Origin of the sequence: Fulvimonas soli (genome assembly GCF_003148905.1) — a bacterium.
Classification (GTDB): Bacteria; Pseudomonadota; Gammaproteobacteria; order Xanthomonadales; family Rhodanobacteraceae; genus Fulvimonas; species Fulvimonas soli.
The window spans coordinates 35,955-48,690 of the sequence record NZ_QGHC01000005.1 but is presented as its reverse complement, the minus strand read 5'-3'; the positions used below and the strand labels follow the sequence as shown (position 1 = coordinate 48,690).

Below are 12,736 nucleotides of genomic sequence, written 5' to 3'. Positions count from 1 at the left end.
CGCCTCTTGTTGTAGGCAGCCTTGCACATGCCGCGCGTTGCGCCCCACATTATCGTCAGCCTTTGATAAGGCTCCGTGATATGGCCCATACGCAAGGTTCCTGACGCACATGACCGCCCATCGCCACCGCGCAGGGCGCTATATCGCGCAGCCGACCGGCTACCGCGCCTTCTTCCCCGCGCCCTGCCGCCGGAACCACCGATCCGCCTGACGGACCAGCTGCAGTCCCTGCTGTCCACGGCGGATCGCGCGCTGGGACGCCTGGACGGTTCCATCCAGACGCTGCCCAATCCGGACCTTTTCGTCTTCATGTATGTGCGCAAGGAAGCCGTGCTCTCCAGCCAGACCGAAGGCACGCAAAGCTCCCTGCAGGACCTGCTTGCCGCCGAGGCGCACATGTTCACGCCCGACATGCCGCACGACGTGGATGAAGTGGTCAACCATGTCGCCGCGACGAATTACGGCCTGGAGCGGCTCAAGGAACTGCCCCTCTCCGTGCGGCTGATCCGGGAAATCCACGGTCGCTTGCTGCAGGGAGTCCGCGGCGCGCGGCTGACGCCTGGCGAGCTGCGCCGCTCGCAGAACTGGATCGGGCCGGCGGGTTGTTCGCTCAACGAGGCCAGCTTCGTCCCGCCTCCGCCGCACGAAGTGCCCGCCATGCTTGGCGCCCTGGAAAACTTCCTGCATACGGACAGCAGCCTACCGCCGCTGATCCAGATCGGCCTGGCCCATGCCCAGTTCGAGACCATCCACCCCTTCCTCGACGGCAATGGGCGCGTGGGCCGGCTGCTGATCACCTTCCTGCTCTGCCAGCGCCAAATCCTGCCGAAGCCGGTCCTGTACCTCTCGCACTTCTTCAAGCAGTTCCGCACCGAGTACGACGAACATCCGCAGGCCGTGCGCGATCGTGGCGACTGGGAGGGCCGGCTCGGGTTCTTCCTCCGTGGCGTCGCCGTCGTCAGCCACGAGGCGACCGAGACGGCGCGCCGCATCCTCGCGTTGCGCGAACAGCACCGCGGCGCCGTCACGGCCAGCCTGGGACGGGCTGCCGCGAACGGGCATCGGATACTGGAACACCTCTACCAGAACCCGATCATCTCCGTCGCCGGCGTGCAGAAGCTCACCGGCACCACCTACACCGCGGCCGACAACATCGTCTCCCGGCTGGTGGGGCTGGACATCCTGCAGGAAGCCACGGGCTACCGGCGCAACCGGCTGTTCCGTTACCAACCGTACATCTCGATCTTCGGCGAGAACACGTCGCGGGAAGACGGCGCCTGAACCCGTCCGGGCGCGGCGGCCATGTCGACGCGCCTTGCCTCGGCCGCCCTCGGCAAGTTCCGCGATCAGTTCGCGCACGGGCTTGCGCTTCCACGCCGTCCACGGCACCGGCATCGAGCGCCGGCTGGCTCAGCGCGTCTTGCGCGGCGCCCCGCTCCGCGCGAGCGCCGCGATCAGCTCCCGCACCAGCGCGCGGTGCGCCTGCGGCAGGGCGAGGAATTCCTCGATGGCCAGGCGGTCGGCGGCGCTCGGGCGCACGGACCAGCCGGCCGGCTCCTCGCGCACGCTTCGCGCGCCGTACTGGAGCTGGTAGGGCTCCAGGCCGACCAGCCCCGCCAGCGCGCGCAGGGCCGCGGGCTTGGGCATGTAGCGGCCGCCCAGCCAGCCCGAGATCGCCTGCGCCGTCACCACCACGCCGTGCCGGGCCAGCAGCTTCTCCAGCACCACCGGCCGGGGCTCGATGTCGGCGTGCTTCAGCGCGGCGCGCAGGCGTGCGGCGAAGGCGGCGTGTTCCCTCTTCATGCCGGGAACGGTAGGTGCAGCGCCCGCCGATAAGGAAAGGCATGCTTTCGTTTTCAGTAAAGTTTTGCTTTCATTCCGGCAAACGGCACTTGCGGGACTTGGCACGATGGACGAACAGGGCGAACCGCGCCTCCCGGCCGCCGGCGCGGAGCCGCACGAGGCCCCCGGCGCTTTCATCGAGGTTCCGCTGCGCGCGGACTTCGCCCGTTACGATTTCGCCCTGCCCATGCTGCGGCTCGATCCCGGCGAGGAGCCGCCGCTCGACGACGACGCGGCCGGCCCGTCGCACCCGGCGTGGCCACCGCCGGAAGCCGCCGGCCGTCCGGCCCGGCGGGACGCCCTGGCGTGGTTCCTCACCCTGCCCGCGTTGCATGCGGGACGATCCGCGCCCGCGACGGCGCACGCGCGCATGCCGGCGCAGGACGAGCCGCCGCCCGGCGCCGGGCCGGCGCCGCGGCGCGGCCGCGACCATCCGGTCCCGCTGCGGCGGCTTTCCGAACTCCCGAAGCTGCGCGTGCACCGCGAGCGCTCGCTGGCGGTCGGCAAGTGCATCTACCCGCGCCTGCCGCTCGGCGCGCGCGACGCGGTGCGCGAGATCGAGTTCCTGGCCTGGGCCGAGGAAGACCCCGCCGTGCTCGCGCTGTGCCGGCTCGACGAGCGCCACGCCTTCCCCGACCTCGCCTACCCGGACGACGCCGGCCGCCACGTGCCGTACCGGCCGCACTTCGTCGCGCGCACCGCCGTGGCGGACTACCTGGTCGACCTGCACGAGGAACCGGCCGCCGCCGCGCGCCGGCGCGTCGCCATGCGCTGGTGCGAGCTGGTCAACGCGCTGCCCGCCGCGCAGCGCGGCGACCGGCCGTGGCTGTACGCGCCGCTCGGCCCGCTGCCCTTCACGCCGTGGCGGCGGCGGCAGACGCGGCTCTCCGACCTGCTGGCCGGGGCGCGCTTCCGGCTCCGCGCCGCGCACGGCGCGCCGGCGGATTGAAGTCGCGGCGGTTTTCGGGATCGCGGCCGGAGGAATCGCACCCGCGGCTGCACGAGAGCCGCCGCAGTCGAGCCAGGCCCGGCCTACTTGCCCGCGGCCGGGGCGGCCGCCTGCGCCGGCAGCCTCTCCAGGTCGAAGCTGATCGTGCTCATCTTCGCGTCCAGGCCCTGCACCACGGCGGGCGTCAGGTCGTTGGCCATGTTGCCGCCGAGCACCACGCCGCGGTCGAGCAGCAGGCCGCAGCCCTTCTGCTGGTACACGCTGGCGACCACCGGCTGCGCCGCCGCGCCGATGCGCTCCATCACCCTGGCACGGGTGGCCTCCAGCTCGCGGCCGCGCAGGTTGCCGTCCGCCTCCAGCTTCTGCATGCGCTGACCCAGCGCCTGCTCGCGGCTCTGCCGCTCCTCCGGCTTCAGCGAGGCCGCCTGCGCGCGGTAGGCCTGCACGTCGGCGTCGAGCGGCTTGCGCTCGGCCGCCATCTCGGACTGGATCTGCTGGGCCAGCTGCTGCAGCCGCGCGGCGGCGGCCTTGCCGACCTTCGCGTTGGCGAACACCGCCTCGCGCGAGAGCAGGCACACGCCCGGCACCGCATTGCCGCCGAGGGAGGGCGCCGAGGGCGCGTTCTGCGCCGCGGCGACCGTCGCCGACAGCAGGCCGGCGCCGAGGAGGGTGAAGGTGGAAAGACGCATGGTGGGGAACCTCGTTGTCGAAAGGGCCGCCGTGGCGGGGGCAGGCGGCGGCACGCCCGGACCGCCAACGGTAGCCGCATCCCCGCGCGGAGGAAACGCCCCTCGGCGGGAACGGCCTCCGGCCGCGACGGCCGCCGCGCATCCCCGCGCGGAAGAGACGCCTTCGACGGCATTCCTGCCCGAAAGTTTCCGGCTCCCGCGCGCGCGGAAGCCGCGCCCCGCCGCAACGCAGCATGCGGCGAGGCTGACAGGCCGTGCCGGCCTCTGTCATCATCGAGAGGTTTGTGCCGTCACGGCGGTGCCTTGTCACTCGGAAAATGCGGGAGCCTGCATGACTTCTCACAGCCCGATCCGCCGCGACGTCGGCCCCTTCGCCCTCATGCTCACCGGCCTCGGTTCGATCATCGGCTCGGGCTGGCTGTTCGGCGCCTGGCGGGCCGCCGGCCTGGCCGGCCCCGGCGCGATCTGGGCCTGGGTGCTGGGCGCGGCGATCATCATGACCATCGCGCTGACCTACGCGGAGCTGGGCGCGATGTTCCCCGAGTCCGGCGGCATGGTGCGCTACAGCCACTACTCGCACGGCTCGCTGGTGGGCTTCATCGGCGCGTGGGCGAACTGGATCGCGATCGTCTCGGTGATCCCGGTGGAGGCCGAGGCCTCGGTGCAGTACATGGCCTCGTGGCCGTGGCAGTGGGCGCAGAACCTGTACATGCACATGCCCGACGGCCACGGCGAGCTGACCCTGCCGGGCCTGGCCATCGCCGCGGTGCTGGTGATCATCTACTTCCTGCTCAACTTCTGGAGCGTGAAGCTGTTCGCGCACTCCAACACCGCGATCACCGTGTTCAAGCTGATCGTGCCGGCCGCCACCGGCCTGGCGCTGATCGCCAGCGGCTTCCACGCGGAGAACTTCCACGTGGGCGTGCACGGCGACGCGCACGCGATCGACTTCGCCGCGGTGCTCACCGCGGTGGCCACCGCGGGCATCGTGTTCAGCTTCAACGGCTTCCAGAGCCCGGTGAACCTGGCCGGCGAGGCGCACGAGCCCGGCAAGAGCATCCCCTTCGCGGTGATCGGCTCGATCGTGCTGGCCACCATCGTCTACGTGATCCTGCAGGTGGCCTACCTGGGCGCGGTGCCGCCGGAGCTGCTGGCCAAGGCCGGCTGGCACGGCGTCGACTTCCGCTCGCCGTTCGCGGAGCTGGCGATCATCGTCAACCTGCACTGGCTGGCGATGCTGCTGTACGTGGACGCCTTCATCAGCCCCAGCGGCACCGGCATCACCTACACCGCCACCACCGCGCGGATGATCTACGGCATGGAGCGCAACGGCACGCTGCCGAAGATCCTGGGCACCGTGCACCCGAAGTGGGGCATCCCGCGCCCGGCGATGTGGCTCAACCTGGCGGTGTCCTACCTGTTCCTGTTCTTCTTCCGCGGCTGGGGCACGCTGGCGGCGGTGATCTCGGTGGCCACCATCATCTCCTACATGACCGGCCCGGTCAGTGCGATGACCCTGCGCCGCACCGCGCCGGACCTGCACCGCCCGCTGCGCATCAAGGGCCTGCCGGTGCTCGCCGGGGTGGCCTTCGTCATGGCCACCGAGCTGCTGTACTGGGCCAAGTGGCCGCTCACCGGGGAGATCATCCTGCTGATGGCGGTGGCGCTGCCGGTGTACCTGTACTACCAGGCCAAGGCGGACTGGCACGACTTCGGCCGGCAGATGAAGGGCGCCTGGTGGCTGGTGTGCTACCTGCCGACGCTGGCCTTCGTCTCGTGGATCGGCAGCACCACCTTCGGCGGCCGGGGCTACCTCTCCTACGGCGTCGACCTCGCGGTGGTCGCCGCGACCGGCCTGGTGTTCTACCTGTGGGGCGTGAAGTCCGGCTGGCGCACGCCGTCGGTGGAGGCGGCGCAGCTGGAGGCCCGCATCGACCCGGTGTCGCCGCTGGTGCCGCCGGACGAGGAGACCGCCGAGCGCATCGCCGGGCGCTGAGCCGGCGGTCGGCATGCCCCGAAAGGACGCGCGGCCCACAGCCGCGCGTTTTTTATTCGGATCGAGGCACGGCGGCCGCGCCGGCCGGGCATGGACCTCGCGCCCGGTGCCGTGTCGATAGCGCCCGCTCCCGCTCGTCGTGGAGACAAGCGGCGCGAACGTCGCCGCGACTTGCGGACGACCGTGCCGGCAGGCACATGCCCTGCCGCGGCGGACCCGGCCCGCCGACGCACTCCATGCCCGCCGCCTCTCGCCCACGAAGGAACCGCCATGTCCCCCAGCCCCGCCATGTCCCGCACGCTCGGCCTCGCCCTGCTGTTCTCGCTGGGCACCGCCCGCGCGGCCAGCGCGACCTACGACATCGACCCGGACCACACCTATCCCAGCTTCGAGGCCGACCACCTCGGCGGGCTGTCGGTCTGGCGCGGCAAGTTCAACCACACCACCGGCACGGTGACCCTGGACAAGGCCGCCGGCACCGGCACGGTGGATGTCGTCGTGGACATGCGCAGCGCCGACTTCGGCCAGGAGGAGCTGAACAAGGGCGCGCAGGGCGAGGAGCTGTTCGAGTCGGACAAGTATCCGACGGCGCACTACGTCGGCAGGCTCGCCGGCTTCGCCGACGGCAGGCCGACCGAAGTGGTCGGTGAGCTCACCCTGCACGGCGCCACCCATCCGCTGACGCTGAGGATCGACAGCTTCAAGTGCATGCCGCACCCGATGCTCAAGCGCGAGGTGTGCGGCGCCGACGCGCTGGCCACGTTCAAGCGCGACGACTACGGCATGAGCGGCGGCAAGGACTACGGCTTCAGGATGGACGTGACGCTGCGCATCCAGGTCGAGGCGATCCGGCGGCCCTGACCCGGCGGATCGTCCGGATCGCGCCGCCACGATCCGGGCCGCAGGGTCCATGCGCCGCCTGCGCGCGGCGCGCCCGCTTCCCGCTTCGGGAGTTTCCCGATGACCACCGCCTCCCCTGCGCGCCGCGCCGGAGATGGCGGGCCACCGGGGCGCGGCGCGGATGGCGTGCGCGGCACGCCATCCCGACTCGCAGCGCTTCGCGTCGGGCTCCGGCCCGCGCCGGCACGACGGGCGCTAGAGCAGCGCCAGCACGTCCCCCAGCAGCGCCTGCGCCGTCACCTCCGGCCCTGCGCCCGGCCCCTGGATCACCAGCGGCTGGGTGTTGTAGCGGGTGGTGGTGAGGGCGAACTGGTTGTCGGTGCCGTACAGCCGCGTGGCCGGATGGCCGGCCGGCACCTCGACCAGGCCCACGCGGGCGCGGCCACGCTGGTTGAGCCGGGCGAGGAAGCGCAGCGCGCCGCCGCGCGCCTTCGCCGCGGCATGGCGCGCGGCGAGCGGCTCGTCCAGCTCGGCCAGGCGCGCCAGGAAGGCATCCACGTCCACGCCGCGCAGCGGCTCGGGCACCAGGCTCTCCACCTCCACCTCGTCCGGGCGCAGCGCGAAGCCGGCGTTGCGGGCGAGGATCAGGAGCTTGCGCGCCACGTCCTCGCCGGACAAGTCCGAGCGCGGGTCCGGCTCGGTGTAGCCGCGCTCGCGCGCCTCCAGCAGCAGCGCGGAGAACGGCCGGCTGCCGTCGTACTGGTTGAACAGGTAGGACAGCGAGCCGGAGAACACGCCCTCCAGCGTGAGCAGCGCATCGCCGCAGCCGCGCAGCCGGCGCAGCGTGGACAGCACCGGCAGGCCGGCGCCCACGGTGGCCGAGTCGCCGTAGCGGCCGCCCTGCGCCACCGCGCCCTGCAGCGCGCGCCAGCCGGGCAGGTCGCCACCGGCCAGCGCCTTGTTGGCGGTCACCACGTGGTAGCCGCGCGCGAGCCATTCGACGTGGCGCGAGGCCAGCGGCGCCGAGGCGGTGGCGTCCACGATCACCCGCACCGCCGCGCCGCTGGCGTCCAGCGCGGCGAGCAGCGCCGCGTCGTCGCGCGCGTCGCCCTGGCCGCGCAGCTTCTCGCGCAGCGCGCGGTCGGCCAGCTGCGCCGGGTCGGTCTGCTGGCGGCGCGAGTTGGCCGCGCCGACCAGCCGCAGCGCGGCGGCGGCCGGCGTGTTGAGCAGCTTGAGGAAGGCGCCGCCGACCACGCCGGTGCCCAGCAGCACCACGGCGGCGGACGACGACGCGCGGGGTTTCGGCGCGGACGCGGCCTCCGCCGCCAGCACCGCGCTCATGCGCCCACCGCGCGTTTGGACGTCCGCACGGCTTGCGCGCGCGCCAGCGCGGCGGCGAGGTCGCGCACGAGGTCGTCGCCGTCCTCGATGCCCACCGACAGGCGCAGCAGCGCGTCGGCGATGCCGGCGGCGCGGCGCGCCTCCGGCGCCATCGCGGCGTGCGTCATGCTGGCCGGGTGCGCGACCAGGCTCTCCACGCCGCCCAGCGACTCGGCCAGCGAGAAGTACTTCAGGCCGTCGACGAAGGCCTCGATCTGCGGCACCTCGCCCTCCAGCTCGAAGCTCAGCATCGCGCCGAAGCCCTGCTGCTGGCGCGCGGCCAGCGCGTGCTGCGGGTGGGCGGCGAGGCCGGGGTAGTAGACCTTGCGCACCGCGGCGTGGCCGTCCAGGAGCTCCGCGATGCGCGCGGCGTTCTCCTGGTGCTGGCGCAGCCGCACCCCCAGCGTGCGCAGGCCGCGCAGGGTGAGGTAGCTGTCGAACGGCGCGCCGGTGAGGCCGTTGCAGTTGCCCCACCACTTCAGCCGCTCGGCCAGCGCGGCGTCGCGCGCCACCACCGCGCCGCCGACCACGTCGCTGTGGCCGTTGATGTACTTGGTGGTGGAGTGCACCACCACGTCGGCGCCCAGCGCCAGCGGCTGCTGCAATGCCGGCGAGAGGAAGGTGTTGTCCACCACCACCAGCGCGCCCGCCGCGTGCGCGGCCTGTGCCACGTGGCGGATGTCGGTGATGCGCAGCAGCGGGTTGGACGGCGTCTCCACCCACACCAGCGCGGGCTTCTCGGCCAGGCCCGCGGCCAGCGCGGCCGGGTCGGTGAGGTCGGCGAAGCGCACCTTGAAGCGCTCCTTCCTCGCCCAGGCGTCGAGCAGGCGCCAGGTGCCGCCGTAGCAGTCGTGCGCGGCCAGCACCGTGGCCCCGGCCGGCACCAGCTCCAGCGCCAGCGCCACCGCGGCCATGCCGCTGGCGGTGACCACCGCGCCGGCGCCCTGCTCCAGCCCGGCCAGCGCCTCGGCCAGCAGGTCGCGGGTGGGATTGCCGCTGCGCGAGTAGTCGTAGGGCCGCTTGCGGCCGAAGCCCTCGAAGGCGTAGTTGGTCGACAGGTGCAGCGGCGGCACCACCGCGCCGTGCTGGCTGTCCGATTCGATGCCGGCGCGCACCGCGCGGGTACAGGGGGCCGAGTCGCTCATGGTCGTGGGGTTCCTTGCTGATGTTCAGGCCAGCGCCTCGCGCAGCAGCGGCGCGAGCTGGGCGGTTTCCTTGAGGAAGGCGTCGTGGCCGTAGGGCGACTCGACCACTTCCAGCGTGGCCGCGCCGCGCAGCCGGCGCTGCAGCTCGCACAGGTCGGCCAGCGGCACCAGCCGGTCGGAGGGGAAGCCGATCAGCGTGGCCGGCACCGGCACCTCCTCGGGGCGCACGTCGTGCAGGTCGATCGACTCGGACAGCGCCAGGAAGCGCTCGGCGTCGAAGCGCTCGACGAAGCGGCGGCCGGCCTGCTCCAGGTAGTCCTCCACCGGGAAGCGGAAGCGGCCGTCGCGGAACTCCGGGCCGCCGGCGAAGCGGCGCGCGAACTCGTCGCTGCCGCGGTAGGTGGTCATGGCGAGCTGGCGGGCCAGCGCCAGCGCCTCGTCCACCTGCCCGCTCCGCTGGCCCAGCCGCACGATGCCGCGCTGCACGCTGCGCTGCGCGGTGGCCAGCGGGTGCGGGCGGTGCGCGCCGGCCAGCAGCACCAGCCGGCCGGCCGCGTAGGGATGCCGCGCCGCGAAGGCCAGCGCCACCATCGCGCCGTAGGACGAGCCGACGAAGGCGTGCGCCTGGTGGATGCCCAGCTCGGCCAGCAGCGCGGCGATGGCGTCGGCCTGGTCCTCGCTGGACACCGCCTCGGTGCCCAGCTCGGCCGGGGCCAGCCAGTCGATCGACAGCACGCGGCAGCGCCGGAGGTCGATCGCGCGCCCCTCGCCCACCAGCTCCTGCCACCAGCCGGGCGAGGCCTCGGCGTCCAGCGCCACCACGTCGCGGCTGGCCGAGATGCCGCCCTGCACGATCACCGTGGGCGCGTCCGGCGCGCCGCACCACAGGTAGCGCACGTCCACCATCGCCGGGCCGTGGCCGTAGCGGGGCGACAGCGCCACGCGGCGCGCGCTGCGCTGGGTGAGGTGGTCGCGGCGCGCGTCGGCGCGCGGGCGCGGCAGCGGGACGGGGGAGGCGAAGGTGTTCACGGGCAGCGGCTGGCAGGTCATGGAAGGCTCCGGCAAGGCATCGCCTGCGGTATTGCCGGAAAAGGCCGCCGCCCGCGCCGCCGGCCTCGCGGGGCCGCGGCGCGGATCACGCCCATCTCTCGGTGGCGCCACGCGCCCCGCAGGAATTGGCACCGTTGCGGGCTCGTCCCGCAGGTTGCCCCGGCTTCAAAGGGCCTATCCCTCCGCCGGTCTCGATGAGTGGAACGGACTCTACCGGTCGCCGTGCAGTCCTGTCAATAGACGTCTAAACGTCTACACATCCAAATTTCGCCAAATCCGGCGCAGACGGCCGCATGGCGCCGCCGGACGGGACGCCCCGCGCCCGTTGGGCGGCGCCGCGGCGCGGCGCTATGCTTGCCGTTTCCGCCCGCCCCCGCCATGACCACCGACCCCGCTCCCGACGTCCCCACCCTGCAGGCCCTGCTGCGGCGCGACGGCTACGCCTTCCTCGGCGGCGATGCGATGCGCCGCCTGCTGGAGGACGGCGGCGCGCTGGACGACTGGCCCGCCTTCGCCGCCAGCTGGGACGACCTCGCCCCCGACGCCTACCTGGCCGCCCGCGGCCGCCAGCGCCGGCGCCGCCACGCGGTGTTCGCCGCCGGCGCGGCCGGCCCGGTCCGCCGCGAGCCGCGCCAGCCGCATTACCAGAGCCTGGACTACAACCCGCTGCAGGGCGGCATCGAGCGCTGGTTCGAGCCGATCCTGCCGGCGGTGGCCGAGGGCGCCACGCTGCGCCGCATCCTGGCCTTCGGCCGCGACTTCTTCGGCGCGCTGGCACCGGCGACCCGGCGCTGGCGCGTCGAGGTCCACCAGTTCCGCATCGAGGCGCGCGCCGGCGCGGCCGGCGAGCCCACGCCCGAGGGCGTGCACCGCGACGGCGTGGACTACGTGCTGGTGCTGCTGGTGGACCGCGCCAACATCGAGCGCGGCACCACCACCATCCACCGGCCCGACGGCGGGCTGCTGGGCAGCTTCACCCTCGCCCGCCCGCTGGACGCGGCGCTGGTGGACGACGCGCGCGTCTGCCACGGCGTGACCCCGGTCGTCCCGCACGACCCGCAACGGCCGGCGCACCGCGACGTGCTGGTGGTCACCTACCGCGCCGAGGCCACCGCCGGCGAGCCGCCGGCAGGACAAGGAAGCACCGCGTAGCCCGGCGCGGGCTGCCACGGGGAAAGGCGCCGCGCCTGACCCGCCGCGCGGCAACGTGCTCCGCCGTTCCGCGGGCCACGCTCAAGCCCTGCGGCATGCCGCCGATGACCTCCCGACGCCCGGCATGGCGCGACGTGCCGCCGGGTCCGCCACACCGTCGGGAACCGCCATGCGCCTGCCGCCGTCTCGCCCCGCCGTCCGCGCCGCGTCGCGCGCCCGTCCCGCCCTGGCGCTGCTGGCGCTGCCCGCCGGCGCGCTCGCCCTGCAACGCCCGCACGGCCTGGCCACGGCCGATCTGGCCTGCCTGCTCGCCTGCCTGCTCGGGCTCGGCTACGCCGGGCACGCCTACCTCGGCTTCTGCGCCGGCGTGCTGGCGCGGCACCGCGCGGTGCAGCGGCGGCGGCGCGCCCCGTAGCCGCCGTCCGCGCCGCAGGCGCCGCGGCAGCGTGCCGGGAGCACCCTTCCGCCGCGGCCCCGGCGCGGTCATGCTGTGGCGTCCGGGCCGCGCACGGCCTTCGCCCGAGGAACCGCCATGTCCGCCGCCGCCGCCGTCGTGACCGTCCTGGTCGCGCTGCTGCACCTGTACTTCCTGGTGCTGGAGATGTTCCTGTGGGACAAGCCCGCCGGGCGGCGCGCCTTCGGCCTCGACGCGGAATCCGCCGCGCAGACGAAGGTGCTGGCCGCCAACCAGGGGCTGTACAACGGCTTCCTCGCCGCCGGCCTGCTGTGGGGCCTGTGGCTGGGCGCGGACGGCCGCGCGGTGCGGCTGTTCTTCCTCGGCTGCGTGCTGGTCGCCGGCGTCTACGGCGGCCACACCGCGAGCCGGAAGATCCTGTGGGTGCAGGCGCTGCCGGCGGCGCTGGCCCTGCTGCTGACCCTGGCGGCCTGAGCCGCCCGGCCGGCCGCCGGTGGGATAATGCGTCCCCGCCCCGGCATCCACTGGACCCAGGCATGACCACCCCGCGCGAAGCCGTCGGCCAACGCTTCGACCCCGCCCTGATGCGCCGCGCCCGCGAGCGCAGCTGGGCCGTGCTCGCCGACATCCGCGGGCGCATGCGCCCCGGCCTCGACGAGGAACAGGCCAAGGCGATGGCCGCCGAGGTGTTCCGCGCGCACGGCGTGGAGCGGCTGTGGCACCCGCCCTACATCCGCATCGGCCCGAACACGCTCAAGACCTACCGCGAACCTTCCGACCCGGGCGTGCGGCTGGGCGCGGACGACGTGTTCTTCGTCGATCTCGGGCTGGTATTCGACGGCCATGAAGGCGACGTGGGCGACACCTTCACGGTGGGCGAGGCGCCGCGCCAGCAGGCCTGCGCCGAGGCCGCCCGCGCATTGTTCGACGACGTCGCCGCCGCGTGGCGCACGCGCGGCCTGAGCGGCCGGGCGCTGTACGCCTATGCGGGCGAGCGCGCCGCGGCGATGGGCTGGCGCTTCAACCACGCGATCAAGGGCCATCGCCTGGGCGACTTCCCGCACGCGGTGCACAAGGCCGGCAACCTCGGCGACCTGGGCGCCGTTCCCTCGCCGGGGCTGTGGGTGCTGGAGATCCAGCTCGCCCATCCCGGCGAACCGTTCGGCGCCTTCTACGAGGACCTGCTGGAAGGCGCTTCCGCCTGAAGGCGCCGCCCGGCCGCGCATTGAAAACGCCCGCGGCGGACGCACCTGGGGCGTTTCCCCGCCACCACGAACG

At 73.7% G+C, this 12,736-nt stretch carries 13 protein-coding genes and 1 riboswitch; of the genes, 8 read left to right on the top strand and 5 right to left on the bottom strand.

Going from position 1 to position 12,736, the window contains the following annotated elements; all coding sequences use genetic code 11:
- Positions 1-75: 75 nt before the first annotated feature.
- The gene (locus C7456_RS07520) at positions 76-1,281 is read left to right on the top strand and encodes a Fic family protein (protein WP_425454627.1); all 1,206 of its coding nucleotides are present in this window, start codon (positions 76-78) and stop codon (positions 1,279-1,281) included.
- Between the two features lie 129 nt (positions 1,282-1,410).
- Here C7456_RS07520 and C7456_RS07515 read toward each other — a convergent pair whose 3' ends face one another.
- Complete coding sequence (locus tag C7456_RS07515; RefSeq protein ID WP_109723135.1) at positions 1,411-1,803, bottom strand: transcriptional regulator; 393 nt, start codon at positions 1,801-1,803, stop codon at positions 1,411-1,413.
- A gap of 106 nt (positions 1,804-1,909) precedes the next feature.
- Between C7456_RS07515 and C7456_RS07510 the strand changes: the two genes are divergently transcribed.
- The gene (locus C7456_RS07510) at positions 1,910-2,791 is read left to right on the top strand and encodes a hypothetical protein (protein WP_109723134.1); all 882 of its coding nucleotides are present in this window, start codon (positions 1,910-1,912) and stop codon (positions 2,789-2,791) included.
- A gap of 83 nt (positions 2,792-2,874) precedes the next feature.
- On the opposite strand, the gene C7456_RS07505 is transcribed toward C7456_RS07510, so the two are convergent.
- Positions 2,875-3,480: an OmpH/Skp family outer membrane protein gene (locus tag C7456_RS07505; RefSeq protein ID WP_109723133.1), complete on the bottom strand. Its 606-nt coding sequence runs from the start codon at positions 3,478-3,480 to the stop codon at positions 2,875-2,877.
- Positions 3,481-3,811: 331 nt separating this feature from the next.
- Here C7456_RS07505 and C7456_RS07500 point away from each other — a divergent pair, with 331 nt between their 5' ends.
- Together C7456_RS07500 and C7456_RS07495 are read left to right on the top strand one after the other, a co-directional pair.
- The gene (locus C7456_RS07500; RefSeq protein WP_109723132.1) at positions 3,812-5,476 is read left to right on the top strand and encodes an APC family permease; all 1,665 of its coding nucleotides are present in this window, start codon (positions 3,812-3,814) and stop codon (positions 5,474-5,476) included.
- A 270-nt stretch (positions 5,477-5,746) separates the two neighbouring features.
- Entirely contained in the window at positions 5,747-6,337 is a 591-nt protein-coding gene (locus C7456_RS07495; RefSeq protein WP_211306285.1) for a YceI family protein, read from the top strand.
- A 234-nt stretch (positions 6,338-6,571) separates the two neighbouring features.
- Here C7456_RS07495 and C7456_RS07490 read toward each other — a convergent pair whose 3' ends face one another.
- Genes C7456_RS07490 through metX form a run of 3 tightly spaced genes read right to left on the bottom strand, consistent with a single transcriptional unit; the run spans position 6,572 to position 9,891 of the window.
- Positions 6,572-7,657 carry a homoserine dehydrogenase family protein gene (locus C7456_RS07490; protein ID WP_109723130.1) on the bottom strand — a complete coding sequence of 362 codons (1,086 nt, stop codon included), beginning with the start codon at positions 7,655-7,657 and terminating at the stop codon, positions 6,572-6,574.
- Positions 7,654-8,841: a cystathionine gamma-synthase gene (gene metB, locus C7456_RS07485; RefSeq protein WP_109723129.1), complete on the bottom strand. Its 1,188-nt coding sequence runs from the start codon at positions 8,839-8,841 to the stop codon at positions 7,654-7,656. Before metB ends, C7456_RS07490 begins: the two co-directional genes overlap by 4 nt.
- Positions 8,842-8,865: 24 nt before the next feature.
- Positions 8,866-9,891: a homoserine O-succinyltransferase MetX gene (gene metX / locus C7456_RS07480; RefSeq protein WP_109723128.1), complete on the bottom strand. Its 1,026-nt coding sequence runs from the start codon at positions 9,889-9,891 to the stop codon at positions 8,866-8,868.
- An 88-nt stretch (positions 9,892-9,979) separates the two neighbouring features.
- Positions 9,980-10,092: riboswitch (SAM riboswitch) on the bottom strand.
- Between the two features lie 177 nt (positions 10,093-10,269).
- Here metX and C7456_RS07475 point away from each other — a divergent pair.
- The 4 genes from C7456_RS07475 (at position 10,270) to C7456_RS07460 (ending at position 12,663) form a co-directional block, all read left to right on the top strand.
- Positions 10,270-11,043, top strand: a complete 774-nt coding sequence (locus tag C7456_RS07475; RefSeq protein WP_109723127.1) for a 2OG-Fe dioxygenase family protein — start codon at positions 10,270-10,272, stop codon at positions 11,041-11,043.
- Between the two features lie 169 nt (positions 11,044-11,212).
- Complete coding sequence (locus C7456_RS07470) at positions 11,213-11,458, top strand: hypothetical protein (protein ID WP_109723126.1); 246 nt, start codon at positions 11,213-11,215, stop codon at positions 11,456-11,458.
- A 117-nt stretch (positions 11,459-11,575) separates the two neighbouring features.
- The gene (locus C7456_RS07465; protein WP_109723125.1) at positions 11,576-11,932 is read left to right on the top strand and encodes a DUF1304 domain-containing protein; all 357 of its coding nucleotides are present in this window, start codon (positions 11,576-11,578) and stop codon (positions 11,930-11,932) included.
- 62 nt (positions 11,933-11,994) lie between these two features.
- Positions 11,995-12,663, top strand: coding sequence for a M24 family metallopeptidase (locus C7456_RS07460; protein ID WP_109723124.1), 669 nt, complete (start codon positions 11,995-11,997; stop codon positions 12,661-12,663).
- Positions 12,664-12,736: the final 73 nt, after the last annotated feature.

What these genes read in the sequence shown, in the direction of transcription:
- C7456_RS07515 (WP_109723135.1), bottom strand. Translation starts at nt 1,803, where the DNA reads ATGAAGAGGGAACACGCCGCCTTCGCCGCACGCCTGCGCGCCGCGCTG.
- C7456_RS07510 (WP_109723134.1), top strand. Translation starts at nt 1,910, where the DNA reads ATGGACGAACAGGGCGAACCGCGCCTCCCGGCCGCCGGCGCGGAGCCG.
- C7456_RS07505 (WP_109723133.1), bottom strand. Translation starts at nt 3,480, where the DNA reads ATGCGTCTTTCCACCTTCACCCTCCTCGGCGCCGGCCTGCTGTCGGCG.
- C7456_RS07500 (WP_109723132.1), top strand. Translation starts at nt 3,812, where the DNA reads ATGACTTCTCACAGCCCGATCCGCCGCGACGTCGGCCCCTTCGCCCTC.
- C7456_RS07495 (WP_211306285.1), top strand. Translation starts at nt 5,747, where the DNA reads ATGTCCCCCAGCCCCGCCATGTCCCGCACGCTCGGCCTCGCCCTGCTG.
- C7456_RS07490 (WP_109723130.1), bottom strand. Translation starts at nt 7,657, where the DNA reads ATGAGCGCGGTGCTGGCGGCGGAGGCCGCGTCCGCGCCGAAACCCCGC.
- metB (WP_109723129.1), bottom strand. Translation starts at nt 8,841, where the DNA reads ATGAGCGACTCGGCCCCCTGTACCCGCGCGGTGCGCGCCGGCATCGAA.
- metX (WP_109723128.1), bottom strand. Translation starts at nt 9,891, where the DNA reads ATGACCTGCCAGCCGCTGCCCGTGAACACCTTCGCCTCCCCCGTCCCG.
- C7456_RS07475 (WP_109723127.1), top strand. Translation starts at nt 10,270, where the DNA reads ATGACCACCGACCCCGCTCCCGACGTCCCCACCCTGCAGGCCCTGCTG.
- C7456_RS07470 (WP_109723126.1), top strand. Translation starts at nt 11,213, where the DNA reads ATGCGCCTGCCGCCGTCTCGCCCCGCCGTCCGCGCCGCGTCGCGCGCC.
- C7456_RS07465 (WP_109723125.1), top strand. Translation starts at nt 11,576, where the DNA reads ATGTCCGCCGCCGCCGCCGTCGTGACCGTCCTGGTCGCGCTGCTGCAC.
- C7456_RS07460 (WP_109723124.1), top strand. Translation starts at nt 11,995, where the DNA reads ATGACCACCCCGCGCGAAGCCGTCGGCCAACGCTTCGACCCCGCCCTG.